At 63.6% G+C, this 25,668-nt stretch carries 20 protein-coding genes; 6 read left to right on the forward strand and 14 right to left on the reverse strand.

The window, feature by feature from the left end; all coding sequences use genetic code 11:
* Positions 1 to 9: 9 nt before the first annotated feature.
* The 3 genes from BH683_RS10160 to BH683_RS10170 all read right to left on the reverse strand — a co-directional run bounded on the left by BH683_RS10160 (position 10) and on the right by BH683_RS10170 (position 3,644).
* Positions 10 to 705: a GAF and ANTAR domain-containing protein gene (locus BH683_RS10160; protein WP_084836142.1), complete on the reverse strand. Its 696-nt coding sequence runs from the start codon at positions 703 to 705 to the stop codon at positions 10 to 12.
* 190 nt (positions 706 to 895) lie between these two features.
* Positions 896 to 2,389 carry a UDP-N-acetylmuramoyl-L-alanyl-D-glutamate--2,6-diaminopimelate ligase gene (locus BH683_RS10165; protein ID WP_246833293.1) on the reverse strand — a complete coding sequence of 498 codons (1,494 nt, stop codon included), beginning with the start codon at positions 2,387 to 2,389 and terminating at the stop codon, positions 896 to 898.
* Positions 2,390 to 2,591: 202 nt separating this feature from the next.
* On the reverse strand, positions 2,592 to 3,644 hold the full coding sequence (locus BH683_RS10170; RefSeq protein WP_246833294.1) for a ferredoxin--NADP reductase: 1,053 nt from the start codon (positions 3,642 to 3,644) through the stop codon (positions 2,592 to 2,594).
* Positions 3,645 to 3,838: 194 nt separating this feature from the next.
* Here BH683_RS10170 and BH683_RS10175 point away from each other — a divergent pair, with 194 nt between their 5' ends.
* The 4 genes from BH683_RS10175 to BH683_RS10190 are packed head-to-tail and all read left to right on the forward strand — an operon-like array spanning position 3,839 to position 8,100.
* Positions 3,839 to 4,768 carry an alpha/beta hydrolase gene (locus BH683_RS10175; RefSeq protein WP_094647379.1) on the forward strand — a complete coding sequence of 310 codons (930 nt, stop codon included), beginning with the start codon at positions 3,839 to 3,841 and terminating at the stop codon, positions 4,766 to 4,768.
* Between the two features lie 28 nt (positions 4,769 to 4,796).
* The gene (locus BH683_RS10180) at positions 4,797 to 5,669 is read left to right on the forward strand and encodes an SDR family NAD(P)-dependent oxidoreductase (protein WP_084836145.1); all 873 of its coding nucleotides are present in this window, start codon (positions 4,797 to 4,799) and stop codon (positions 5,667 to 5,669) included.
* A 2-nt stretch (positions 5,670 to 5,671) separates the two neighbouring features.
* Complete coding sequence (locus tag BH683_RS10185) at positions 5,672 to 6,598, forward strand: reductase (protein WP_084836146.1); 927 nt, start codon at positions 5,672 to 5,674, stop codon at positions 6,596 to 6,598.
* Entirely contained in the window at positions 6,595 to 8,100 is a 1,506-nt protein-coding gene (locus BH683_RS10190) for an NAD(P)/FAD-dependent oxidoreductase (RefSeq protein WP_084836147.1), read from the forward strand. Before BH683_RS10185 ends, BH683_RS10190 begins: the two co-directional genes overlap by 4 nt.
* Before the next feature lie 227 nt (positions 8,101 to 8,327).
* On the opposite strand, the gene BH683_RS10195 is transcribed toward BH683_RS10190, so the two are convergent.
* From BH683_RS10195 to BH683_RS10205, 3 genes are all read right to left on the reverse strand, one after another.
* Positions 8,328 to 9,992: a thiamine permease gene (locus BH683_RS10195; RefSeq protein WP_084836148.1), complete on the reverse strand. Its 1,665-nt coding sequence runs from the start codon at positions 9,990 to 9,992 to the stop codon at positions 8,328 to 8,330.
* Between the two features lie 95 nt (positions 9,993 to 10,087).
* Positions 10,088 to 12,100 (reverse strand): hydantoinase B/oxoprolinase family protein, encoded by a 2,013-nt coding sequence (locus BH683_RS10200; protein ID WP_084836149.1) that lies wholly within the window; start codon positions 12,098 to 12,100, stop codon positions 10,088 to 10,090.
* A 42-nt stretch (positions 12,101 to 12,142) separates the two neighbouring features.
* On the reverse strand, positions 12,143 to 14,194 hold the full coding sequence (locus BH683_RS10205; protein WP_084836150.1) for a hydantoinase/oxoprolinase family protein: 2,052 nt from the start codon (positions 14,192 to 14,194) through the stop codon (positions 12,143 to 12,145).
* Positions 14,195 to 14,517: 323 nt separating this feature from the next.
* Between BH683_RS10205 and BH683_RS10210 the strand changes: the two genes are divergently transcribed.
* Entirely contained in the window at positions 14,518 to 15,621 is a 1,104-nt protein-coding gene (locus tag BH683_RS10210) for a transporter substrate-binding protein (RefSeq protein WP_246833295.1), read from the forward strand.
* On the opposite strand, the gene BH683_RS10215 is transcribed toward BH683_RS10210, so the two are convergent.
* From BH683_RS10215 to BH683_RS10250, 8 genes are all read right to left on the reverse strand, one after another.
* The gene (locus BH683_RS10215) at positions 15,601 to 17,007 is read right to left on the reverse strand and encodes a helix-turn-helix domain-containing protein (RefSeq protein ID WP_168187009.1); all 1,407 of its coding nucleotides are present in this window, start codon (positions 17,005 to 17,007) and stop codon (positions 15,601 to 15,603) included. The genes BH683_RS10210 and BH683_RS10215 overlap by 21 nt on opposite strands.
* 465 nt (positions 17,008 to 17,472) lie before the next feature.
* Positions 17,473 to 18,708, reverse strand: coding sequence for an allantoate amidohydrolase (locus BH683_RS10220; RefSeq protein ID WP_084836152.1), 1,236 nt, complete (start codon positions 18,706 to 18,708; stop codon positions 17,473 to 17,475).
* 15 nt (positions 18,709 to 18,723) lie between these two features.
* A complete protein-coding gene (locus BH683_RS10225) occupies positions 18,724 to 19,287 on the reverse strand; it encodes an XRE family transcriptional regulator (RefSeq protein WP_246833298.1) in 564 nt (187 codons plus the stop codon).
* Between the two features lie 89 nt (positions 19,288 to 19,376).
* Complete coding sequence (locus BH683_RS10230; protein ID WP_084836153.1) at positions 19,377 to 20,726, reverse strand: FMN-binding glutamate synthase family protein; 1,350 nt, start codon at positions 20,724 to 20,726, stop codon at positions 19,377 to 19,379.
* A 21-nt stretch (positions 20,727 to 20,747) separates the two neighbouring features.
* Entirely contained in the window at positions 20,748 to 21,476 is a 729-nt protein-coding gene (locus BH683_RS10235) for a protein glxC (protein ID WP_094647381.1), read from the reverse strand.
* Complete coding sequence (locus tag BH683_RS10240) at positions 21,461 to 22,360, reverse strand: glutamine amidotransferase family protein (RefSeq protein ID WP_084836154.1); 900 nt, start codon at positions 22,358 to 22,360, stop codon at positions 21,461 to 21,463. The genes BH683_RS10235 and BH683_RS10240 overlap by 16 nt, the downstream gene beginning before the upstream one ends.
* 31 nt (positions 22,361 to 22,391) lie before the next feature.
* Positions 22,392 to 23,765, reverse strand: coding sequence for a type III glutamate--ammonia ligase (gene glnT, locus BH683_RS10245; protein WP_084836195.1), 1,374 nt, complete (start codon positions 23,763 to 23,765; stop codon positions 22,392 to 22,394).
* Between the two features lie 47 nt (positions 23,766 to 23,812).
* Positions 23,813 to 25,003, reverse strand: coding sequence for an FAD-binding oxidoreductase (locus tag BH683_RS10250; RefSeq protein WP_084836196.1), 1,191 nt, complete (start codon positions 25,001 to 25,003; stop codon positions 23,813 to 23,815).
* A gap of 276 nt (positions 25,004 to 25,279) precedes the next feature.
* Between BH683_RS10250 and BH683_RS10255 the strand changes: the two genes are divergently transcribed.
* On the forward strand, positions 25,280 to 25,666 hold the full coding sequence (locus BH683_RS10255; protein WP_084836155.1) for an ethanolamine utilization protein: 387 nt from the start codon (positions 25,280 to 25,282) through the stop codon (positions 25,664 to 25,666).
* Positions 25,667 to 25,668: the final 2 nt, after the last annotated feature.

Genomic DNA, 25,668 nt, shown 5'->3' on the forward strand with positions numbered 1-25,668 from the left:
GTGGGGTGACTACCCGCCGGTGCCGGCTGATCCGCGTTCGACGAGTTGCACAGCGATCTGCACCAGCGGAACGTTCGAGTCCTGAGATAGCTTGCGCAACAATTCGAATGCGCGTACAGGGTCAACGGCGAAGCGCTCCATGATCATTCCCTTGGCCTGACCTATGACATCGCGGCTGGCCAGCGCAGACTCGAACTGTTCGCTCTTGCGGATGCCGTGCAAGGCGACCGCTGCGTGGGTGCCGAGCATCAGGCCTACTTCGATGTCGGTGGCCGAGAATGCCCCAGCTGTAGAGCTGAACAGATTGAGCGCACCGATCGCGCCGCCGCCGGTGTACAGCTGGAACGACAAGCTGCTGCGAACCCCGGCTGCAATGGCCTGCGGACAAAAGTGAGGCCAGCGGCGTTCGGCGGTCAGGTCGTCGCTGTGGATGATCCGCTCGTCGAAGGCGGCGTCGATGCAGGGGCCTTCGCCGAGTTCTTCCTGGATGCTGTCGAGCCGTACCGGGAGGTCACTGGTCGGGGCGTGGGAGCGGAACTCTTTGCGTTTGGAGATCAGCAAAATATCTGCCGACTCTGCGCCTTCGATCAGGTCGACCGCCGCGGCGGTCACCAGCCGCAGGGTCTCCTCGAGTTCGGGCTTGTCGGCCATGGTCCGAACGAGCTCGGCCAAGGTGGCGGCCAGGTCGGGAACGTCGTTGCTCATGCGCGCGCCTTCGGTCGTCGGTGTGCGCGTGCAAACGAGGGCTCAGCCTACAAACGCAGGTTCACGTGAGCGTACCGCGCAGCGCCCACCCCACCTTCGGGGAACGGTGTTTGTCGATCAGCCGCTCGCGGTACCTGGAACACAGGTTGGTGTGCGGCCATGGCTACATGACCAACTCAGGTGTCCCGGGTTACAAACCATAGCCCGGGGCACCGCCCGGCCGCCTGCGCCGGGCGCCGTTCAGGGATGACGCGATGGCGTTCCGTAGTTGCTCATGGTCATCGAACTGAAGTGTGCGGGCGCCGTATCGTTGGATTGGGTCACTGCCTCTGCCGGCGACGACCAGCGAGTCGTCCGGTTGGGCAATTGCAACGGCGTGTTCGATGGCCGCAAGGCGATCGGGTTCTTCGATGACCTGTGCGCGGCCGGCCCGATGAGCGCCGAGCAAGACCTGTGACCGAATGGCGGTGGGATCCTCGTCCTCGGGGCTCTCGTCGGTCACGATCACCACGTCGGCATGCGACGCTGCGTAGTTGCCCAAGGCTCGCCGCTTGTTCGGGTCGCGGCCGCCCGTGGCTCCGGCAACCACGATGATGCGGCCCGCTGTCAGAGACCTCAGGTACGGCAGCAGTGCTCGCTGACCAGCCGTGTTGTGCATGTAGTCGACGATGGCCGTGAAGGGTTGACCAGCGTGAACAGGCTGGCATCGGCCGGCGATCGCGGTAATCGAGGACATCCCGTCAGCGGCAGCGTCGAGGTCGATTCCGTCAGCCACGAGAGCTGTGAGGGCGACGAGCGCGTTGTCGACTTGAAACGCCCCCATCGTGTGCAGGCGCACGTGTGCGTTGCCGCTGGGAGCATGCACATCGAAGGTTGACCCTGTCGCGTCGCAGACGACGTTGTCGGCGTAGACATCTGCTGCGGGATCCTGTTTTCCGCAGGTCCACACCTCGGCGCCGGCCGCGGCGGCGAGGCGGCGTCCGTACTCATCGGAGGTGTTGATCACGGCCAGGTCGGTACATTCAGGTTCGAACATGGATGCTTTTGCCGCGTAGTAATTCTCCATCGTGCCGTGATAGTCGAGGTGGTCGGGCGCAAGGTTCGTGAAAGCCATTGCGCGGTAACTGATACCGGCGACGCGCCGTTGAGCAATGGCATGTGAGGAGACCTCCATCGCGCACGCGGTGACTCCCGACCGGCGAAAGTGTGCCAAGGTCTGGTGCAATGTTGCCGCCTCGGGTGTGGTGCGTTCTGGTACCCACTGGCAACCGGGCCCCCGGATGCGAGCTCCCGAGATCAACCCCGGCATCTCGCCCGCTGCGGACAGACCCGCGTCCATGAAATGCGCGGTGCTGGTCTTGCCGTTGGTGCCGGTGACTCCGAACACGCGGGGAGAGTTGGATGATGTGTCGTAGAACCACGCACAGAGCGGCCCGACGATCTCCCGCGGATCATTGACGATCACGGTCGGTAAGACGGTCGATGGACGATCGCTGATGATGACCACTGCGCCTGCGCGCGCCGCCTCCGATTCGAACTCCATTCCGTGCCAATTGTTTCCGCGCATAGCGACATACACGTCGCCCGGACGCAGCGTCCGTGAATCGTCCCGGACGTCGTGGGCGACCGCGAGGTGATCTCGCGCAGTCCCGCCCAGTACGGGACTGTTCAAGTAGGCAGACACGTCGGCGACGGTCACACACGGCGCCGGTGTCCGTGAGGTGACCACACGTTCCACCTGCGAGGACTACCCACTCGACACGCGTGCAAACTCCGAGCCCAGCTGAAATGCGGCCGACCGGCCGACGGCACCGCGTGTAACCGACACACGCCGGCGGCGGCGTCAGGCCGGACGCGTCGCTGAGTGAGTCACAGGAGCGAGATGGCTATTCGATGACCATGTCGATGCTGCCGGAGACCGGGACGGACTGGCATGCGAGCCGTACGCCTTTTCCTAATTCGTAGGTGTCGAGCGTGTCGTTGACACGCATTTCGACTTCACCGGCTTTGAGTGTGAAAGCACATGCGCCGCAGTTGCCTTCGCGGCAGACGAAGGGGGCGTCGATGCCGTGGTCGAGCATCGCGTCGAGGAGAACGGTGTCGGGCGGGCAGTGGAAGGTGTAGTCCTCGCCCTCGACCTCTGCGGTGACCGGCGTTCCCACGTCTGTCGCGGTGGGGGGAGCGGCGACCGACGTATGGAACGGGTTGGCCTGGATGGAGGTGAAGACCTCACGGTAGATGGCGTCGGGGGAGAGTCCCGCGGCGACGAGGGCGTCGTGCGCGAGGTCCATGAATACCGCAGGGCCGCACAGGTACGCATCCGAGGCGGGCGATGAAGGCATCAGGTTGCGCAGTCCGGTGGCGGTCGGCATGCCGCGGTCAGACTCGAGCCAGTGGATCACCTCGAGGCGGGTGGGATGACGTTCGACCAGGTCGTCCAAAGTGTCGGCAAACATCACCGATTCGGCCGACCTGTTCGCGTAGATCAGCTCGACCCGCTCGTGGTGGACGGCCAGCGCGGTTTTGAGGATCGACAGGACCGGGGTGATACCGCTGCCTGCCGCGACGAGGACGAGTGGCTTGTCCCACCGCGACGGTACAAATGAGCCCGCGGGCCGAAGCGCCGAAAGGGTCAAACCGACGGCGGCGTTGTCGCAGAGCCAATTGGACGCGTAGCCGCCCGGGGTGCGTTTGACAGAGATTGCCGGACGATCGTCGCAGTCCGGGCTGCTCGAGAGCGAGTAGCACCGCGCTACCGAGCGGTCCTCCTCATGCGGGATCTCGAGGGTGAGGAATTGGCCGGGGCGGTAGTCGAACGGCGCCGGACGGTCGGTGTCAGAGGTGGACAAGACGAGGGTGACGGCGTCTGACGTTTCCTCGATGACGTTCTCGACCTGCAGTCGAAGAGTTCGTGCACTGGTGGCCGAATCGATGGTCAAGAGGCATCCTTTCGTGCATTGTCTGCACTCGGCCAACGCTCGTCGGCTTGCTCCGGTGGAATCAGGTCCGCTGATCTGTCTCCTAAACCGTACCATTGACAAATGGCACAGTTTCCGATGATGCTGTGGTTATGACAACGAGAGGCGCCGTCGTGCCACCGCGAGGATCTCGGCGGTCCCGGTGTGCGGCGCGGATGACTGCGTCGACGCTACGTCCGATCGCGTCCCGGCTTCCGTACGACAAGGGTGGCGTATGGGTGGCGCGCGTACTTGTCGAGGTCGCAATGCGTATGTGCGGCAGACGCTTGCGCGGAACGAGGGTCACAGCGGTCAGCAACGACGGTGTCGTCGGGGAGTGGGTGGATGCCAAAAGATCCGGATTCCCGGACGAGAGTGCGTCGGGCGGAGCCGACGGGGTCGTGCTGTACCTGCACGGCAGCGCCTACGCGATTTGTTCGGCGCGCACGCACCGCGGCCTGGCGTCGCGACTCTCCCGTGAGGCGGGTCTGCCGGTGTTCGTGGTGGACTACCGACTCGCACCCGAGCACCCGTTCCCGTTTGCCGCGGACGACGTCGAGCGGGCGTATCGGTGGCTACTGGGCCGCGGCTATGACTCCGGCAGCATCGTCGTCGCGGGAGACTCCGCCGGCGGGCACCTCGCGCTGGACCTGGTCATCGACAACGCCCGGCGGTCCGTACCTCAGCCCGCTGCGGTGGCGCTGTTCTCACCACTGATCGACCTGACGTTTGATCTCGCCGAGGGTCGAGAGCGCGTGCGGCGCGATCCGATGATCTCCGCTGCCGGTGCGCGGGCGCTGACCACCCTCTACACATCCGGTCACGAACCAGATATCCCGCGCCTGCGACTGGCGGTCGAGGCCGGAACGGTGCTGCCGCCATTCCTGGTGCAGGCCGGTGGCGCCGAGATGCTGGTCGCCGACGCCGAATATCTGCGCGACCTGGTCGAAGCCAACGCGGGTACGTGCACGCTCGAAATCTGGCCCGATCAGATGCATGTCTTTCAGGCGCTTGATCGCATTTGTCCGGAGGCGACGCCGGCGTTGCGGCGGGCAGCACAGTTCGTCCGCGCCGAACTCGGTCACAGCGCAGCCTCCATTGACTAGTCCGCTCCATAAGAGAAATCGAGAAAACATGTTCGGATTCCGATCGACCCCATCGCCGTCCTACGGCGCCGACGCCGTGGTGACAGGCGCGGGAAGCGGTATCGGCCGCGCCTTTGCCATCGAACTCTCCCGGCGTGGTGGCCGGGTCGTGTGCGCCGACATCTCACTCGAACGAGCCGAAGAGACAGTCCGGCTTCTTGCCGGTGCCGGCTACGCAGTGCAGTGCGACGTCGCCGATCGATCGCAGGTGGAAGATCTCGCTTTGTTCGCCGAACTCGAATTCGGTGGCGCCCCAACGCTGGTGATCAACGATGCTGGCGTCGGCATCGGCGGACAACCGGTGGGCAACGTCGGCCTCGAGAACTGGAACTGGGCTTTGAGCATCAACTTGTGGGGCGTCATCCACGGGTGTGAAACGTTCGTTCCTCAGCTGCGTGCAGCCGGGCGCGGGGGAGTCATCAACGTCGCATCTGCCGCCGGCTTCGCCGCAGCGCCGACCATGGGCCCGTACAACGTCGGCAAAGCCGGAGTCATGTCGCTCTCGGAAACCCTGGCGGCAGAATTGTCGGGAACCGGTGTGCGCGTGAGCGTACTGTGCCCGACGTTCGTCAAGACCAACGTCGCCGTCGACGGTCGTATCACCGAGCAGTCGTCTCAACTCGCGCAGAAATTGATGCGATGGACGGGATTCTCGCCCGACCGCGTCGCCGTCGGCACTCTCGACGCTTTCGACAAAGGCCGCCTCTACGTCGTTCCACAGCTCGATGCCAAGGCGATCTGGCTGGCCAAACGACTCGCTCCAGCCCTCTATGCCCGCGGCGCCGGGCTGCTCAACCGACTGATGCCGAATGAGCCGGCCTCGCCCACCATCCTCCAAACCGCTTCAACGACAGGAAAGTGACGATGACACAGAACTTCGATTTCGACGCCATGCTGGACAAGATCAAGGACAAACAGTGGGCCCTGGCCGACATCGACTGGGACGCAACGGGTGCGGAGCTGATCAGCCCCGAGTTGCACGCCAAACTCAAGCCGTTCATGTCGGATCTGATGTGGATCGAAGACGTCGGTGCCCGCGGCTTCGCAGCCATGGCGCGTAAGGCCCCGACCGAGACCCTCCGGGACATCTACCGTCACTTTCATGCCGAGGAACAAAAGCACGCCAACGCCGAACTGGCGCTGATGCGGCGGTGGGGAATGCTCGAGAACGACGAGATCCCCCAGCCGAACGTCAACGTCAAACTGATCATCGACTGGTTGGACAAGTACTCCGATCAGACACCTCTCGCTGTGCTCGGCACCGTGATTCCCATGCTCGAGGTCGCTCTCGACGGCGCGCTGGTGAAGTTCATCGTCGATGAGATCGACGACCCGGTCTGCCAAGAGGTGTTCAAACGCATCAACGCCGATGAGTCACGGCACCTCGCAGTTGATTTCGAGGTCATCGAGCTGCTCGGCCATGCGAAAATGCGCAAGATCATCGTCGAGACCGTCGGCGCCTGGATGCACCCGTCGCTGATCATCGGCACCCTGCGTTACATTCCGTTGCTGAACAAGATGCGCGACAACATCGTTGAGATGGGTGTCGATGAAGAGCGTCTCTACACCGCCATGAAGCGATTCAAGAAGGTCGGTGAACGCACCCCCTTCCCGAAGCGCTTGCCCATGTACCGCTTCATCAGCTGGCACGGCTCCGTCGTGATCAACCGCAACCACCCCTATCACCGCTTCGCAGACGGCATGGTCACGCTGACCGCCAAATACCCCAAACGCTTGCTCCGCGACCAGCCCACCTGGTCGAAGGAACTGACCTACGAGCCCGTCGCATGAGCGGCCGAGAGGTGTTGTCCGTCGCGGTCATCGGCGGCGGATTCGCCGGCGTCGGCGCGGCGATCAGACTCAAACAACGCGGAATCAAAGATATCGCCATCCTCGAGCGTGGCACCCGCCCCGGAGGGACATGGCGCGACAACACCTATCCCGGTGCAGCGTGCGATATTCCCTCACGGCTCTACTCCTACAGTTTCGCACCGAATCCGGATTGGTCACACACCTACTCCGGCAGCGAAGAGATCCTCGCCTACGTCGATTCGATGGTCGACAAGTTCGACCTGGGCCCGTACTTCCGTTTCGAACACAACGTGGCCGATCTGACCTGGCACGAGGACTCGTCCTTGTGGGAGATCACCATCGACGACCGTGAACCGGTCTTCGCTCGCGCCGTTGTCATGGCGTCGGGCCCCCTTGCCAACGTGAGCCTCCCGAAGATCCGCGGCATCGAAACCTACGAGGGCGAGAAGATCCACAGCGCCCGCTGGAACCATGATTATGACTTCGCGGGCAAGAAAGTTGCCGTCGTGGGCACCGGCGCGAGCGGTGTGCAAATCGTGCCGGAACTGGTGCGGGTAGCGGACTCGGTGAAGGTCTTCCAGCGCACACCCGGGTGGGTTCTTCCGCGTACCAACTTGAGCACACGCCGGGTGACGCGAGAGGTGTATCGGCGCCTGCCCTTCACGCAGACACTGGCCCGCAAAGCCTGGTTCTGGGGCCATGAGTCCGTCGCTTTGGGCGTGGTGTGGAAGTCGCCGTTGACCCGCGTGGTCGAGGGGGTGTCCAAACTGCACCTGCGCGCACAGGTGCCCGATCCATGGATGCGCCGTCAGCTCACGCCTGAGTTCCGGGCCGGATGCAAACGATTGCTGATGACCAGTCAGTACTACCCGGCTCTGCAGAAGGACAACTGCACATTGGTGACCTGGCCGATCGCCAGTATCTCGGAGAAGGGCATCCGCACCGTCGAGGGAATCGAGCACCAGTTCGACGCCATCGTCTTCGCGACGGGATTCGACGTATCCAAGGCGGGCACACCGATTCCGATCACCGGACGCGGAGGCCGCGTCCTCGCCGAGGAATGGAGCGCAGGCGCGTACGCGTACAAGTCCGTTGCCGTCTCGGGATACCCGAACATGTACTTCACCTTCGGTCCGAACTCCGGTCCGGGCCACAGCTCGGCGTTGGTCTACATGGAAGCGCAGATCGACTACATCGTCGACGCCATCGCCACTGCGGTGAACCAGGACTTCGTCCTCGACGTCCGCGCGGACGTGCAAGCGCAGTACAACGAAGAACTGCAACGACGATTGACCAAGACCACGTGGAACTCGGGCTGCTCGAGCTGGTACCTCACCGAGGACGGTTTCAACGCCACCATGTATCCCGGCTTCGCCACGCAGTACGTGAAACAACTCGAGACGGTTGTCTTACCGGACTATTCGGTGACGGCCGCGAACACCGCCGGCGTGGGTGGTGATGTGCTGGTCGGGACTATCTGATTCAAACAACTCCGGACGGCTCGACGCGACTTCGCTTGATCGACAGACTCTCCCCGCGAGGGATTCGCCGGCACGTACATCGCCGATTCGCTGTTCTTCCATCGGATCTGGTACTCAACAAGGACGGGCTAGAAGGCGCCTGCCCGCAGCAGGCCAGATCCATTGCCGTCGGCAATAGATCTGGCCGCAGTGCGACGTCGAACCCGGTACTGGCGGACTTCAGAGGTTCACTTGCGGACTGTCTTCGTTTGCGCCTCAGGTGCCAGCGGCTGGTCCGATCTGAACTGCTTGGCTTCCTTGACTGCCGCTCGCTGGAACTCAAGGTCGTCCGATGCGCAGGCCAGGCAGATTGCCTCGTGACCAGCCGCTGGGTCGCGGTCCATCTCATAGGCGATGTAGCTGTCTTCACAGCGGTGACACTTGATCCGCGCCTCCCACGGATCGTCGACTTCAGTGCGGGGGTCGTGAGGGCGAGGCATGGTGAACCAATCTTCACGCCGGAAGGCCAAGGCAGTTCCGTAGATCACGGCGGCCAGCACGAACGACACCGGCGGCGCCCACACGGCACCGATTGATCCGCCGGTGGCGACCATGATGATTCCGAAAGCCGAGGACACGCCCCACGCTGAGACACCGGCTGGGTTCACCGCAGGCACACGGCCCGGGCGGAACTCCAACGAATCGGCGCGGATCGACCGCAGACGCATCCAAGCGATGTGCGTCAACGCGATGGCGACCCATCCGACGATTACCACGCCTTGATATTGGAGAGCCTGCACGATCCACGTCAAAACGTTGGTGAGCATCATCAGGTAGACGAGGACTGCGACCACCACCACCCAGAAGGTGCGAGGCATCTGGAACTTCAGCGTCCGGGCAAAGAAGTTTTGAAAGTTGGTCGACGCCAGGTAGAAGTTGCCGCTGTTGACCCGGGTTTGACTCACCACGACCCACATCAGGCCCCAGATACCCATCATGCCGATGATGCCCAGAATTGCGGACTCCTCGGACAGTGGGCCGGCGATGGTGATCGTCTGTGCCAGGAAAATCCCCACCATCGCGTTGATCAGTAACGTCACGATATAAAACGGGGTGCCGAAGCTGAACCGGGCGTTGAACTTAGCGTCTTCAGGTCGACCGAATCGGGCGTAGTCCCAGGCCATCATAGTCACGACCCACACGCCCATGTAGATTACGAATGCGTACCACCAGCCGGGAACGCCGAGTTCAGCTGTCGACTCAGGTGTGTAGGTGAGCCAGTCGTTGCTGTAGCCGTATTCGATGATGGTCCAGACCACCGAGCCGACGAGACCGATCACATAGAGCGGCAACAGGACCCCGTTGAGCTTGTCGAGCCACGTGGTCACCCCGCGCCACGCCAACGGCGCCTGGTAGAGGACGACGACCAGTGACCAGAAGGCAATCGGCAACGCTCCGAAGTACGCGTGGAGTGCCGACGCGACGATCGATCCCTCGGCGACCACGTAGTACGCGATGGTGATCCCGAAGAGTGCTGCGGCGAAGGCTGATCCGGCACGTCCGAAAAGGACCCTTGAGAACAAGGAAACACTGGTACCGGTCTCGTTCGCTACCTTGGCGGCGATCGAGTTGATGACCCCGTACACGATGACCGACAGGCCGATCCCGATGATCGAGTTGATGGTGCCGACGGTCAGTGCGACGGTGGCGCCGATGACGACGAAGAACATCGCGCTCATCAATCCGAACCACGCCATCGAGACCGATGCTCGACCGGTCCGCCAGGAGTGCGGCACGATGTGCATCGAATAGTCTTCGCTGGCCGCCTTGGCCATCACGTGCGGATCGTCGGTGAATGAGACTTTTAGATCAGGTATTCCGCTGGCCGCTGGTCTGCGAGCTTCTGTGGTCATGACTGGTTCCTAGGTGAGGTGGTGATGAGACGGAAAGGACGGGCCGGGCGCCCCCGCGGCCCTGAGGGGGCGCCCGGTCAGTGAGGCGGGCGAAACTAGACGGTGGCGTAGTCGTGGACTGTCAGCGTTCCCTTGACGTACGGAACGTTGGCATCGTCGGTCCAGTGGACGATGGTGCGACGCTGCAGCATGGCGCGGAACTGTTCGGTGGTCGTCGTCAGCACCTCGCCACTACCCCAGTCCAAGATCACGCCGTACTGGCGCAGGCAGTCCATCTCGTTGATGAGGCCGGACTTGTATTCGGCAGACACCTCGAGGGGATCCCGCGTCATCCAGGCCTGCCGGTTGTTCCGAATGTACTCCCGCGCAGCACGTGTGGCCTCGACATCGACCTCGTACTCGAAGATCTCCGGGTCGATCTCTTTGATGACGACACCGTAGTCCTTCTCGGCCCGGGCGATGGTGACGTAGCCGTCGATCACGTCTTCGAGAATGGAGTCGACGTCGCGTTGCAGGGCGTCGCCGAGACCGCCGCCGCCGGCGGATGGCCGGGTGAACTCGTCGCCCGCCTTGATCGGCACCGCAGCGAAGATCGAACCGAGATACTCCTCGCGATCGGTGCCTTTGTTCAGCCACACGCCGTGCGGAATCGACGGCAGCCCGCCCCACAGTCCCCAGGTGACGGAGCGCTCGCGGTCGCAGCAGTATGACATCACCGTCTTGCTGCTGGCGGTGAGGTAGCCGCCCTTCTCCGCACCGACACCACCGCGGAACTTACCGGGGCCGCCGGAATCCGGGACCAACTCGTGGCGGGTGGTGAGGACTGGAGCCAACCGTTCTTGCCCTTCGAAAGGCTGTGTGCCGTACTGGACTCCGAAGACCGCGGCCGAGGCGTTATGTCCGTCCCCGCCGTTGCGGGCGCCCCACCCACCCATCATCCAGTCGTACCACATGAAGCTCTCGTCGCCGTCCTTCCGTTTGTCACGACCACCGACCAACAGGTATTCCAGGTTGAACGTGCAGGCCATGGCACGATGCGGCTGGATATCGGACCAGATCTCGAAGACCGAGCTCATGATCTTTTCGAAAGGGCCGGAACAGAATCCGGCGCAGGGCGATGGCCAGTCGGCATTGACGACCGAACCGACCGGACCGAGATCCGCGGTGACCACACGGTAGAAGCCCGAGTTCAAGGGAATGTCCGGGAACTGCATCTTGGTGCCGGCGACGATTCCGGCGAAGGACCCGCCGAACCCGGCGTTGAGCATCGAGGCAATCGACGCGTGCGAGCCGCTGAGGTCGTAGTGGCATGTATCGCCGGAAATCGTCATCTTCATGGTCACCGGGATGAGCCCTTCTTCCTCACCCGGGTCCTGGTCGATGTAGTCCTCGGTGTACCAGACACCGTCGGGCAATGCGCTGATCTTGGCGCGGGTCAGATCTTCGACATAGTCCTGGACTTCGGCCATGGCGGTCTTGATGGTCTCGACGCCGTATTTGTCACAGAGACGCTGGATTTCGCGTTCCGCCACGCGGGTGGCTTCGGCCTGCGCCTGCATGTCGCCAATGATGTCGCGAGGATTCCGGGTGTTCTTGGCGATGAGGTACGCGACGTCTTCGAGGAACTCGTCCTTGCTCCACAGCCGGGTCGGGGGGATCCGCAGGCCCTCGCCCATGTGGTCGAGTGCCTTGACGTTGAACGAACCCGGTGTCGCGCCGCCGACGTCGGCCCAGTGGCCGTTGGCCTGCGCGTAGCCGAGCAGTTCACCCTGGTAGTAGATCGGCCGGATGATCCGGGTGTCGTTGAAGTGGCTGCCGCCCTCGTAGACGTCGTTGATGACGAAGACGTCGCCGGGGTGGATGTCACCATCGAATTGCCGGATCACGGCTTTGGCGGTGTAGTGCAGAGTGCCGACGTGGGCCGCGATGTCGCCGGTGCCTTGCATGACGGTGTCCCCGTTGGGGTCACAGAGAGCCGATGAGAAGTCGCGCGAGTAGATGACGAACGAGTAGCAGGTTCGGAGAATCTGTTCGGCCATCTGATCGACGGTGTTGATGAAGGCGTTCTTGAGGACTTCGAAAGTCACTGGATCGAGTGATGTGGGCATGTCATACCTCTAACGGTGGGTGATGTTGTGGTGGAGAAGGAGTCAGACGTCCTGGCTGAGGATCAGGTTGCCCCAGGCATCGACACGGGCGGTGGTCTGCGGCGGGACCACGGTCGTGGAGTCGAGCTGATCGACGATGCACGGACCGGAGAGCACGGCGCCGGCGGGAAGATCGGTGCGGTCGTAGACCGGGGTTTCCAGTCGCGCCGTCTCGTCGGGGAACAGGACCTGACGAATCTCGGTCGGCACCGGGGTGAAATCAGCCGGGTCGATCACATCGGCGGGCTTGGCGTCGACCCGCGGGGTCAATCCGATGGCGCGCACCGAGATCCGGTAGATCTCCACGCCCGCATCGTCGCTCGCGTAGTTGTGCTCTTTGAGATGGGTCGCATGGAATGTCGCGACCACCTCGTCGAGGCCACCGAACGGCATCGTCACCGGCACCGCAATTGCTCGCCACTGACCGTTGTAACGCATGTCCAGGTAGTACTCGAAGACCATGTCGGCGTCGTCGACGTGCTCGGCTGTCAGTCGCTGGCGACCCTCGTCCTGGAGGTCCTTGAACGTCTGCGCGAGGTGGGCGAGGTCGGCATCCGCTGCATCGGTGAGGTACATCCTGGTGATGTCGTGCTGGACGTCCACGAGCATGCAGCCCATCGCCGACGTCACTCCGGGATGCGGCGGGACGATGACGGTCGGGATTCCCAGCTCTTTCGCCAGGTAGGCGACGTGCAATGGACCGGCCCCACCGAATCCGACCAATGCAAAGTCCCGGGGATCGTGACCCTTGCGGATCGAGATCAGGCGCACGGCGTCCGCCATGTTCGCGTTGGCGACCTTGATGATCGACTGAGCCGCGGTCTCCACCTCGAGACCCAGTGGCGTGGCCACCTTCTCGACTGCCTTGAACGCCGATGCGACGTCGAGCTCTTTGACACCACCGGCCAACTCCTTGCCGATGGTTCCCAGGATCAGGTTGGCGTCGGTGTTGGTCGCGAGTTCTCCGGCGGCGCCGTAGCACGCAGGGCCGGGATCAGACCCCGCCGACTGCGGGCCGTTGCGCAGCGACCCGGCGTCGTCGAGGCAGGCGATCGATCCGCCGCCGGCACCGATCGTCAGGACCTCGATGCTCGGAAAGCAAATCGGGTACCCGAACTCGACGCTCCACATGTTGGTGGTTCCCAGAACGCCGTTGTCCGTCAGGGAGACATCGGTGGATGTGCCGCCCATGTCGAACCCGATCGAGTTCTCGTATCCACACTGACGCGCGATGTGTCGGCTGGCGATCGCGCCTGCAGCGATACCGGACGCTGCCAGACGCGCTCCGTACTTCTCTGCCATTTTGGGGGTCATCACGCCTCCGCCCGAATGCAGCAGCAGCACGTCATTGGTGTAGCCGCTCTCCTCCAGACGAGCCTCCAGGGTGCGCGCATACGGTCCGATGATCGGGACCAGCGCGGCGTTGGCGACCGTTGTCGAGAACCGTTCGTATTCAAAGATTTCGGGAAGCACGTCACTCGACGTCGTTACCGCGACACCCGGGAGTTCTTCAGCCAAGATCTCCGCCATCCGGTTCTCGTGTACCGGATTTGTGAATGAGTTGATGAAACACACTGCGATGGTTTCGATTCCACGACGCTTCAGGATTCTGGCGACGTCGCGGGCACCGGCCTCATCCAGCGGCTCGAGGATCTCGCCGTCGTAGCCGACGCGCTCGGACACGGTGAGACGGTGACGGCGGGGAACGAATGGCTTGCCGACCTCCTCGTAGGGATCCCAGGACTCCCGGTCACCACGACGAATCTCGATGACGTCGCGAAAGCCCTCCGTGGTCACGAGCGCGATCTTGGGGAACGTCCGGGTGATCAGCGCATTGGTCGCGATTGTTGTTCCGTGAGAGAAGAACTCGACGTCCTCCCAGTTCACTCCCGCGCGGTCCATGCCGGCGAGAACACCTTCGATCGGATCGGACTGTGTCGGGTACTTCGCGGTGGTGATCGCACCATCACCGTGCTGGACAAAGATGTCGGTGAAGGTTCCACCGATGTCGACGGCGGTGCGGATCTTCCGCGGCCTGCTGATGGCTTCGGTCATGGGTGCCTCCTCGGCGGTTACTCGGACGGTCCATACGAAACCGCGTCGTAGCCACATCAACAATTGGCGCATCACCCAACTGCCGCGCCTTTGCGACTGGACGTTGACACACCCCGCCTAACCGATACGTCTCTGACCTGCAGACATATGTCGACGACGTACGTAACAACCAGATGACCGATACGCGTGCGTTACGTTTGGTCATCGGATCGAAACGTCGCCGAAGTCCGATTTCGCGACTTGACCGCGCCCTCGCGTCGTTCCCAAAGATGCGGCTACAGTGGGCTTGTTCGCTGTCGACAACCACCGAGGGGAGTGCGTGAGTGAAGATCGGCATGCTCTTCTCGTTGACCGGCCCGCAGGCCCAGATGGAACAGTCGATTCTCGACGGTGCCCTGTTGGCCGTCGATGAGATCAACAGGGATGGCGGAATCCGCGGTCAGGAGCTGTCCCCAGCCATCTACGACGATCACTCCGAGGTGTTGTCGAGTGCACGCGGGATCAACCATCTGTGCGAGACCGAGCACGCAAACGTGATCGTCGGTGGCTACACGTCGGCGAGCCGCGTCGCGATGATTCCCGCCATCCACGCCAACCGGGCACTGTTGATGTATCCGACCTATTTCGAGGGCGAAGAAGCCGATGCCCGAGTCTTCTATTGCGGGGCGGCCCCCAACCAATACCTTGCCGACTATCTGAGCTGGGTCGCCGACAACCTCGGCCGGCGGGTTTACATCATCGGGTCGGACTACGTGTACCCGCGCGTGCTGGCCGAGGCCATCGCCCGGCACGGCGCCCACCTCGATGTCGAGACCGTCGGGAGCTGGTACGCCCCACTCGGCGAGACCAACTTTCAGACGGTGCTCGATGACATCCGCCGCAGACAACCGTCGGCGATCATCTGCAACCTGGTCGGATTGGACTCGACCACCGCGTTCTACCAACAGTTTCATCGCGCGGGATTCACCGCCGCGACATTGCCGATCGCTGCCACCGTCACCACCGAAGTCGATCTCGCCCACATGGCGTCGGAGTTGACCGACGGGCATTTCATGACCGGCACCTATTTTTCCGGGGTCGATTCGGACGTCAACAGCGCATATCGGAAGTCTCTCTTGGAAGTTCGGGGACAACGGTGGTCGCATCCGGCTCAGGTCGGTGCGTACAACGCTGTGCATTCGATCCGGATCGCCGCCGAACATTCGAACTCTTTCGATCCGGCCCACCTGTCGGCCGCTCTGCTCGGGGTTCGCTTCGAACGCAATCCCGAGGGGCTACCGTTCTATTTTCTCAACAATCACTACAGCGCCCACCCGTCGTATGTCGCTCGGGCATCCAATGGCGAATACGATGTCCTCGAGGAGTTCTCACCGCGGCTACCCGAGCCCTGGTGGTCCGGAAAACGGTCACTGACCGCTCCCCGGTGACTCGCGCAAACACAGCGCCAGGTAGTAGTCCGAACGGTCGGCCGTGGTGTGTAGTCCGCGACCGGTCAGCCTCTCGATACGTTTGAGCCGGTATCGGAGCGTGTTGATGTGGATCCCCAGTTCCGTGGCGGTGGCGGCCCATTGGCAGTCCAATGCCAGAAACGTTCTCAGCGATTCCAGGTAGCTGGTGCCTTTATCGCGATCGTAGGCGATTACCGGCTGCAGCAACGCCCTGTCTAGAACCGCTGCCAGTTCGGGCTCAGCGGAGAGCAATGTCGCCGCCAGCGGGACCGCCAGCGGGATCGCGTCCATCTCCGCGACTGCCGATCGGGCATGGCGATCCGCGAGCTGGCGTGCGTTGATCAGGCCGCGAACCAGGTCGTCGCTGCCTCGGAGAACGCAGGAACTCACCCCCAGTGACAGCGCCTGCTGGTGGCGGAACTCGAAGAGGTCCGCAAGAACCATCAATTGATGCTCAAACCCGGTGATTTCGTCCGAACTCCCGAATTCGCCGTCCGCCAGTGTAATCAGCGCATACGCACAGTTGCCATATACAGAGGCGACGCAAATTCCGCTGTCGAGCAATCCCAGATCGCGAAGAGCGTCGCCGACAGTCTCTCGTTCCGCGTCCATGTCATCGGGTAAGACTGCTGCGATTGCCCGCACCCGGCTTCCTGGCGCAAGATCGAATGATTCAACCCATGGATCGAGTGTGGCAGAAGCAACGTTGGCCTCGATCAGTTCTCGAATCAGCGCGGCTTCGATCTGCCGGCGAGCGGACCGCTTCACCTCGATGGCTTCGGTATGCGTGTTGATTTCGCGGACGAGACCGTCGATGCGAAGAAGGTTGAGCGCGGAGCGATTCGGATTGGCGATCGCCAGTGTGTGGCCCAATCCGGGTAGATCGACGTTGAGTGTGGTGGCCGCACTCATGCTCTGCTGTAGTGGCGTGGGATTACGGGCAACGATCTTGATCAATTGAGCGACGTCTACAGGCGTGCTGGACACCACACCGCCCTGCATGACGAGCCAGGCTTGAGTTCCTGTGTCCGCGGTGAAACTGTCGAGGGCGTTCCGGATGGCATCGAGGTCCGAGGGTCGGGCGGCCCTGGGGTCGATGCCGTTGGCCTGTTGCGTCAGGGCAGCTCTCAGTTCATCGAAGGTCTTCGACTTCGGCAACAGAAACACTGGTATCGCAGCGTGGACGCATGCCTCCACGAACTCGGGCGGGAGGTTGAGATCATCGTTGTTGACGACGACCGCCAGCGCACCAGTCAACTTCAGTTGCGAAGGAATCGCTTCCGGAGATGGGAGAGATGGCCACGTCGTCGAGGGCACGTAGACCACGGATCCGTGGACGAGGTCCAATGGGCTTTGTGACGTCATTTCCACAACGCTCGTTATCGTGCGCGACAAAATACTGTCGGCGGCCCCCGGCATGAGAGATCTGAGTCTGACGCGTGTGACGAAGTCGTCGACCGTAGTCATGCGACTCCTTACGGTCTCGGGCGGTCACCGAGGCTGGCTCCTACACGAATTGGGCGCGACGCCCAGTGGTGACTCACGGGTGCGTCTCTCGTCTCCAAGGGTAGCGGGACGTGGGCGAGCCCATCGGCCTCCCCGCCCCGTGAGTCACTCTGCGAAGTTGCGGTCAGGGTTGTCTCTGGCACCAGGGGCAGGTTAGCTGCATCACTTATCCATTCGTCGTCTCAGAGACGGCCTCGACCCTATTGAGCCGCGGTGTCGCAGCGTACCGACCTGGCCTGACGCGCGCACCCGGCGATGGCTTGGGGAGTGGGACGATAGTCGGACGCGCCCCGAGGGTGGGTCTCGGATTGCGGGGTGCGATCGTCACTGATCACGTTGCCCGGAGACCCAGTCTGCCATCACATCTGCCAGTGCCTCGGCCCCTCGATGGCAGTCCGCGGCGTCAGCAAATTCGAGGGGTGAGTGCGAGACCCCTGTCGGGTTGCGGACGAACAGCATCGCGGTGGGAACCTTGGCCGAGAGTATGCCGGCGTCGTGTCCGGCTGCGGTCGGGAGGACCGGGATCTCGCCGAGGTGGCCGAGCGCGGTTTGGAGTCGTTGTCGGGTGTCGGCGGGGAATTCGACGATCGGCGTGACGGATTCGGCTTCGATGGCCAGTCCGATGCCGTCGGTCTCGGCGTACTTGCGGGCCTCGGCCGAGATCTGGTCCACCATCGCGGTCAGCGTCGCCTCGTCTGCGGCACGGGCATCGAGCCAGGCCAGCACTTCCGATGGGATCGCGTTGGCGCCGTTGGGTAGAACCCGAACCTTGCCGAAGGTGGCGACGGCGTCGTGCAGTGTCGCGGCGCCACGTGCGGTGTGGACCGACGACGCGAACGCAAGCATCGGATCTCGGCGGTCGACCAGACGGGTGGCACCGGCATGATTGGCCTCGCCGGTGAAGCTGAACAGCCACCGGCCGTGCGGCCAGATCGACGATGCGACTGCGATCGGCTGATCGACGAGATCGAGTCCGCGACCCTGCTCGACGTGCAGTTCGACGTACACCCCGACGCGATCGGTCAGGGTCGGGTCGGTACCGATGTGCGAGGGGTTTCGCCCGGACCGGGTCAGGGCCTCGGCCAAGGTGATCCCGTCGGCGTCGCGAAGTCCCCGTGCGCGCTCAGGTGTCAGGGCGCCGGTGGTCAGCTGCGACCCCACACACGCCACACCGAACCGCGCACCTTCCTCATCCGAGAACGCCGTCACAGCAATCGGTTTAACCGGCACCACTCCGCGCGCCCGCAGGATGTCGACGGCGATGAACGACGACACCACTCCGAGCGGTCCGTCGTAGGCGCCGCCGTCGGGCACCGAATCGAGGTGGGAGCCGGTGACGAATGCGTCGGTCGGGTCGCCCTCCCAGCCGTCCGGCATCCACCATGCCCACACGTTGCCGTTGCGGTCTTCGTCGACGGACATGCCGCGGTCGGTGGCGGCGCCGGTGAACCATTCGCGCAACGTCATGTCGGCGTCGTTCCAGGCGAAGCGGCGGTAACCGCCGGTCGTGGCCCGGCCGACGTCGAGGATCGACGCCCACATGGAGTCGAACGAGGTCATGTCAGTTCCTTACGGTCATTCCGAGTAGTTGTCGGGGTAGGCGGTCACGGCGAGAAACCGGATGGGCAGTCGGGTGAGTGCGATGGGCCCGTGGACGCCTTCACCGTCGAGCAGCAACGAGTCACCGGCCTGCAAGGTGTACTCCGAATTGTCGTGGCCGTAGACCATCTCGCCCTCGAGCATGTGGAGCAGTTCGGTTCCCGGATGCTGGAAGCGCGGTGTGGATGTCGTCTTCTCGCGCAGTGTCACGACGACGGCTTCCAGCCGCCGATGTTGTCCGCGCAACGCCCCGAGCAGTTCGTAATGATGTCCGGAGCGCGTCCCGCGGCCGACGATCTCGGCGCCGGTCCCGGCCCGCGTGAACACCGACTCACGCTGGGTCTTGTCGCCGCGGAACAGGGAGGTGACCGGGACATCCAGCGCAGCCGCCAATTTCGACAACGTCGCCAGACTGCAGGACGTCTGCGCATTCTCGATCTTCGACAGCATCGACTTGGAGATCCCGGTGACTGTCGCCATCTCGCTGACCGAGAGGCCGGCGCTGATCCGCAACCGTCGGGTCTGTGACCCGATCAGCACTTCGAGCGGACCGGCGCCGGCGTCGTCGAAGACCTCGCGCGGAGTCGTGTCCTCCACGACTGCCGGCGAGAAGGCGGACTCGGGCAGGCTCACATCTTCCCGGGGATCCAGGTGGTCCCCGCCAGCGGTACGCGGGCCATCGCCGACGACTCGACGGTCAGGGCCACCAGGTCCTCGGGCTCGAGGTTCCGCAGATGCGACTTGCCGCACGCGCGAGCCAGGGTCTGCGCTTCCATGGTGAGGACCCGCAGGTAGTTCGCGAGACGGCGGCCACCCTCGACCGGATCGAGATTCTTCGACAGTTCCGGATCCTGAGTGGTGATCCCGGCAGGATCGCGACCGGCCTGGAAGTCGTCGTAGAAACCGGCGTCACTGCCGAGCTCCTGATACTGCTTCGCATACCGAGGGTTGTTGTCACCCAAAGCGATGAGCGCCGCAGTACCTATCGCGACGGCGTCGGCACCCAGGGCCATGGCCTTGGCCACGTCGGCGCCCGAACGGATCCCGCCGGAGACGATCAGCTGGACTGATCCACTTTCTCCCCTCGCTCCGCTCGACCCGCGATGCTGGCCCATCTCCTGCAGTGCCTGCACCGCTTGCGGGATCGCGGCCAGGGTCGGGATGCCCACGTGTTCGATGAACACGTCCTGGGTGGCGGCGGTGCCACCCTGCATACCGTCGACCACCACGACGTCGGCGCCGGCCTTCACCGCGAGCTTCACGTCGTAGTAGGTACGGGTGGCCCCGACCTTGACGTAGATCGGCTTCTCCCAGTTGGTGATCTCACGCAGCTCGATGATCTTGATCGCGAGATCGTCCGGTCCGGTCCAGTCCGGATGGCGGCACGCGGACCGCTGGTCGACGCCCATCGGCAGCGTCCGCATACCGGCCACGCGTTCGGTGATCTTCTGGCCCAGCAGCATTCCGCCGCCGCCGGGTTTGGCGCCCTGTCCGAGAACGATCTCGATGGCGTCGGCCTTGCGCAGGTCGTCGGGGTTCATGCCGTACCGCGACGGAAGGTACTGGTACACCAGGTTCTTCGACTGGCCGCGTTCTTCTCCGGTCATGCCGCCGTCACCGGTGGTCGTCGACGTTCCGACTTCACTGGCACCGCGTCCGAGAGCCTCTTTGGCCTGCCCGGACAGCGCACCGAAGCTCATGCCCGCGATGGTGATCGGGATGTCCAGGTGCAGCGGGAACTTCGCGTTGCGGTCACCGAGGACGACGTCGGTGTCGCACTTCTCCCGGTAGCCCTCGAGCGGGTACCGCGACATGGATGCGCCGAGGAACAGCAGGTCGTCGAAGTGGGGGAGTTTTCGTTTGGCGCCCCAGCCACGGATGTCGTAGATCCCGGTGTCGGCGGCGCGCTGGATCTCGGCGATGACGCCGCGATCGAAGGTCGCCGATTCACGCAGGGTCGGGTTGTAGGTCATGGTCATCGCTCCTAATACGCCGGGATGTCAGTACGACGAGGCGTTGTCGACGTGGAAGTTGTAGAGCTGCCGGGCGGAGCCGTAGCGGGTGAAGTCGGTGGGATCGGCGTCGATGCCGGCGGTGGCCAGCAGGTCGGCGAGCTCGGCCAGGTGTTCGTCGTGCATCTGTTTCTTGATGCAGTCGGCGCCGAGGGAGGCGACGGTGCCGCGGACGTAGATCTTGGCCTCGTAGAGCGAATCACCTAGGGCTTCGCCGGCATCGCCGCAGACGACGAGACGTCCGGCTTGGCCCATGAAAGCGCTCATGTGTCCGATGTTGCCGCCGACGACGATGTCGACGCCCTTCATCGAGATCCCGCAGCGTGCAGCGGCATTGCCCTCGATGACGAGGAGTCCGCCGTGGGCGGTGGCGCCGGCCGACTGTGACGCATCGCCGGTGACGTGGACGCGTCCCGACATCATGTTTTCGGCCAGCCCGACACCGGCGTTGCCGTTGATCGTGACCGTGGCCTGCTGGTTCATGCCGGCGCAGTAGTAGCCGACGTGCCCGTCGATGGTGACGTCGATGTCCTTGTCGAGGCCGCAGGCCAGGGCGTGTGCACCCTGGGGGGCGGTGATGACGGACGCTTGAGGCGCCGACGCCGATTGCAGCGTCTCGTTGACGGCGCGGACGGTGGTCGTGTGAAGATCGAAGGTTGCGGTCTCGGTGGTGTCGTTCACCGGGTTGATCGCGGTCTCGGTCACTGACGGTGCCATACGTACACCTCTTCTGGTTCGGGTTCGAAGATGCGGGCGGTTTCGACGCCGGGCAGTCCTGCCAGCGCACGGTATTCGGAAGCCATCGCGACCCAGCGGTCGGTTTCGGCGATGACGGCGGGCTTGCACGAGATGGGGTCGCGGACCACGGCGAACGAATCCTTGTTCGACACCAGCAGCGTGTAGAAGCCGTCGAAGGTCTCGTTGAGCATCAGCAGCGACTTCTCGAGATCGACACCCTCGGACAGTTGCTTGGCGATGAACCGCGCGCCGACCTCGGTGTCGTTCTGGCTGTCGAAGACGACGCCGCCCCGCTCGAGTTCATGCTTGATGCTCATGTGGTTGGAGAAGGAACCGTTGTGTACGAGGCACTGATCGGTGCCGACGGAAAACGGGTGTGAACCCTCCGCGGTGACGGCCGATTCGGTCGCCATCCGGGTGTGGGCGACACCCTGCCAGCCCGAGGCGTTCGGCAGGCCGAAGCGGTGCGCGAGCTCGGTCGGGTTGCCCATTCCCTTGAGCACGGTGACCTCGCTGCCGAATCCGATGATCCGGGCTGCCGGTGCGACACCGCGGACGGCAGCGACGAGCTCGTCCGACGGCACCGCCGCATGCAGGACGGTGGTCGGATCGAGGTCGAGGACCGTCGCCTCGACACCGAGCGCAGAGGTCAGCGCCGCCGCCAGTTCTGGTGTAGACAGCGGGTTCTCGAGGAGGGAGACGGTGGCGTGGCCCTCCGGAGACCACGTGGGGTCGCCGTAGATGGACATGCCGGCCGAGTCGGGTCCGCGGTCGCACATCTGGTCGAGCATGCCGGTCAGCAGCGCGCCCAGTTCGGGATACAGTGCCCGGTCACGTAGGTGCAAACCCACGATTCCACACATGTGAAACTCCTGTTCTTGATGGTTTGGAAGGTCAGAAAGCTGTCAGATACTCGTCGATTTCCCAGGCGGACACCGTGTTGTGCCAGGCGAAGAACTCTTCGCGTTTGCGCTGGGCGAAGTACTCGCTGACGCCGGGGCCGGCGACGTTGAGTGCTGCGGTGAGGACGTCGTCCTTGTCGAGGGCGTCCATCGCGTGCAGCAGGGTCATCGGCAGCATCTCGCTGGGGCTGTCGCCGCTGCCCGGTGTGCCGGGATCGAGATTGCGCTTCACGCCGTCGAGTCCGGCGGCGATGGCACCGGCCGCGGCCAGGTACGGATTGGCCGAACCGTCACCGCCGCGCAGCTCGACGCGGTTGTGGTCGGGCACGCGCAGGTAGTGGGTGCGGTCGTTGCCGCCGTAGGTGGCGAAACGTGGTGACCAGGTGGCGCCACTGCTTGTGGTGGTGGCGCCGGTTCGTTTGTACGAGTTGACCGTCGGCGCAATGACGGCCTGCAGGGCGCAGGCGTGTTCGAGGATGCCTGCGATGAATCCGTAGGCGGTGCTCGAGAGTCCGAGGCCCTTCTCGTCCGAGGTATCGGGGAAGACGGCGCCGGCCTCACTCCACAGCGACAGGTGCATATGCATGCCCGAGCCGGTGCGATCGGTGAACGGTTTGGGCATGAATGTGGCTTGCATGCCACGCCTTTCGGCGATGACCGAGAGCAGGTAGCGGGCAGTGATCACGCGGTCGGCGGTGATCATGGCATCGGCGTAGTCGAAGTTCTGCTCGAACTGGCCGTTCGCGTCCTCGTGGTCGTTGGCGTAATTGCCCCAGCCCAGCGAGTTCATCGCGGTGGAGATCTCGGTGAGGTGGTCGTACATACGGGTGACGTCGCGGGCGTCGTAGCAGGGCTGGCGTTTGGAATCGGCGGGATCGGCCGTGGTCAGAGCACCGGAGGAGTCCTTGTTCACGAGAAAGTACTCGATCTCGGCACCGACGTTGACGGTGAAGCCCAGTTGGGCGGCCTTGCGCAGCGTCTCCTTGAGGATGATGCGAGGTGCGAAGGGCCACGGCTTGCCCTCGACGTGCGGATCGCAGTGCACCAGGGCCAATCCGGGCTGGACGAAGGGGATCGGGGTGAACGACGACGCATCGGGCATCGCGACGAGATCGGAGTCCTTGGGCTCCTGGCCCATCATGCCGGCGGCGTAGCCGGCGAACCCGACGCCGTCTTCTTCGAGGAGGCCAACGGACTGCGCGGGAACGAGTTTGGCGCACGGCTTGCCCGACATCGTCACGAACAGCGCGAGAATGAAGGTGGTTCCCGTGGATTGGACCAGCTCGGTCAGTGTCGGTTCGGCGCTCACCCGGTCTGGGGCAGGTACCGGTGTGGGGGTGAAGGCGTCGGCGGTGTCGATGGCCATGTCGGGCTCCTGGTCGGGGGTTTCGGTCTGGGGAAGGGACGTGGTGGTCATCGCATCTCGCCTGCTCCCTCATAGGGATTCAGGCTCAGCAAGAGATCGTTCTCGGCGAACCGGCCGTACCGGAAGTCGGTCGGTTCCACATTCGGCAATGTCGTTGTCCCGGTGGTGATGAGGTCGGCGACGAGCTCGCCAACGGCGGGGGAGATCTTGAACCCGTGGCCGGAGAATCCGGTCGCGAGGAACAATCCGTCCACCGGCGAGGGACCGATGATCGGGTTGTAGTCGGGTGTGACGTCGTAGGCGCCGACGTAAGATCCGGTGACTCTAGGGTCGGGCATCCGCGGGATCCGCTGGTCGAGCTTCATGATGTTCTTCTCGATCGCCGAATCGTCTGCGCGGTTCACGTAGTTGTCGGGGTCGATGTACTGCGGCGCCTGGTGATCGGAATTGCCCACCAGCAGCTCGCCGTTGGGTTCGCGGCAGATGTACTGCAGGCCGGCGAGGTCCGAGAGAACCGGAACCTCGGGAGTCGGTACGCCCTGATCGACCAGCACCAACTGCGCGCGCTGGGCTTTGACATCGACGGGCACGCCGACCGTCTCGGTCAGTGCCGGTGTCCACGGCCCGGCGGCGACGATGACGTGGTCGGCATGAACCTCGGAACCATCCGCGAGCGTGACGCCGTACACGACCCCGCCGGCGTTCTGCAACAGAGCGGCCACCGGGGTGGACTGGCGCACCTTGACGCCGAGTTTGCGACCGGCGGCTCCAAAGGCCATGCCCGTCATGTAGGCCTCGCCGCGGCCGCCGAGGGGTTCGTAGGCGAAAGCCGCGAAGTCGTCGAGATGCAACCCCGGCCACAGGTCGCCCATGGTGTCGTGGTCGATGAAGTCGACGTCGATGCCTAGGCCCTGCATCATCGCGACGTTCGCTTTGAGGGGCACGGTGTTGTTCTCGCCGACACCGACGACGTAGCCGCACTGCCGGAACGCCATGTCGTCGTCGAAGAGCTCGGTGGCGCGCGCGAAGATGTCGACGCTGTACCAGGACATCGCCGCCAACGACGGTGTGCCGTAGTGGCAGCGGACGACGCCGCTCGATTTGCCCGTCATACCCGAGCAGAGGGTGTCGCGTTCGAGTACGAGGACATCGGATTCCCCACGGTTCGCGAGTGACCAGGCGATGGCGAGCCCTTCCAGGCCGCCGCCGACGATCACGTACTTCGCTGTTTCTGTCACTGTCCGTCTTTCCGCTGGTGTTTCTCGCTGTGATCCGGTGTTGTCTGCCATGAAACACACAAAATGTGTCAACGGCGTTTCCTGACGGTGACCTACATGTGACTGATTTCGCTCCGGCCTGTCTCGATCGCGCGAATCTAACCCGTGCTGCCTGGGTTTTCGGCGAAGTTTACGCGCACGTCACCTGCCCTATGGTTTCCTAGCACTATATTAAGTTTCACATTCATTTTACGGCGCTCTGCCGCTCTGCCCCTACTTCCCATCAAGGAGAAGCTCATGACCGCAACAGATTCCGACCAGGCCGTCGCCGCATTCCGGGTCACCTCGGACTTCTGGGCGACGCTGCCGCAGATGCCACTGGCGCAATACCCCGGGACTGAAGGCTTCATCGACGACGTCTACGCAAATCCGGAGGGGTCGGAGATGTCCGCGGGGTACTTCGAGCTACGCCACACCGATGCGCCGCTCGATTACTACTACGCGTACGACGAGATGAAGGTCGTCCTCGAGGGTGTCTTCCGCCTGGAGAACCTGGAGACCGGTCAGGTCGAGACCGCCGGGCCCAAGGATGCGATCTTCTTCCCCAAAGGGTCGCGTATCCGGTTCACCACAGAGGACCGGGCGATGGCCTTCTTCGTCGGTCACCGTTCGTTCGCGCCGTAACC

The sequence above is a fragment of the Williamsia sp. 1138 genome (assembly GCF_002095435.2).
Taxonomy (GTDB): domain Bacteria; phylum Actinomycetota; class Actinomycetes; order Mycobacteriales; family Mycobacteriaceae; genus Williamsia.

Bases quoted from the DNA above. Each gene is read 5' to 3' on its own strand.
- BH683_RS10215 (WP_168187009.1), bottom strand. From the start codon at position 17,007: ATGACGTCACAAAGCCCATTGGACCTCGTCCACGGATCCGTGGTCTAC.
- BH683_RS10255 (WP_084836155.1), top strand. From the start codon at position 25,280: ATGACCGCAACAGATTCCGACCAGGCCGTCGCCGCATTCCGGGTCACC.
- BH683_RS10230 (WP_084836153.1), bottom strand. From the start codon at position 20,726: ATGACCATGACCTACAACCCGACCCTGCGTGAATCGGCGACCTTCGAT.
- BH683_RS10195 (WP_084836148.1), bottom strand. From the start codon at position 9,992: ATGACCACAGAAGCTCGCAGACCAGCGGCCAGCGGAATACCTGATCTA.
- BH683_RS10185 (WP_084836146.1), top strand. From the start codon at position 5,672: ATGACACAGAACTTCGATTTCGACGCCATGCTGGACAAGATCAAGGAC.
- BH683_RS10200 (WP_084836149.1), bottom strand. From the start codon at position 12,100: ATGCCCACATCACTCGATCCAGTGACTTTCGAAGTCCTCAAGAACGCC.
- BH683_RS10180 (WP_084836145.1), top strand. From the start codon at position 4,797: ATGTTCGGATTCCGATCGACCCCATCGCCGTCCTACGGCGCCGACGCC.
- BH683_RS10220 (WP_084836152.1), bottom strand. From the start codon at position 18,708: ATGACCTCGTTCGACTCCATGTGGGCGTCGATCCTCGACGTCGGCCGG.
- BH683_RS10235 (WP_094647381.1), bottom strand. From the start codon at position 21,476: ATGGCACCGTCAGTGACCGAGACCGCGATCAACCCGGTGAACGACACC.
- BH683_RS10175 (WP_094647379.1), top strand. From the start codon at position 3,839: ATGACTGCGTCGACGCTACGTCCGATCGCGTCCCGGCTTCCGTACGAC.
- glnT (WP_084836195.1), bottom strand. From the start codon at position 23,765: ATGGCCATCGACACCGCCGACGCCTTCACCCCCACACCGGTACCTGCC.
- BH683_RS10190 (WP_084836147.1), top strand. From the start codon at position 6,595: ATGAGCGGCCGAGAGGTGTTGTCCGTCGCGGTCATCGGCGGCGGATTC.
- BH683_RS10240 (WP_084836154.1), bottom strand. From the start codon at position 22,360: ATGTGTGGAATCGTGGGTTTGCACCTACGTGACCGGGCACTGTATCCC.
- BH683_RS10205 (WP_084836150.1), bottom strand. From the start codon at position 14,194: ATGACCGAAGCCATCAGCAGGCCGCGGAAGATCCGCACCGCCGTCGAC.
- BH683_RS10160 (WP_084836142.1), bottom strand. From the start codon at position 705: ATGAGCAACGACGTTCCCGACCTGGCCGCCACCTTGGCCGAGCTCGTT.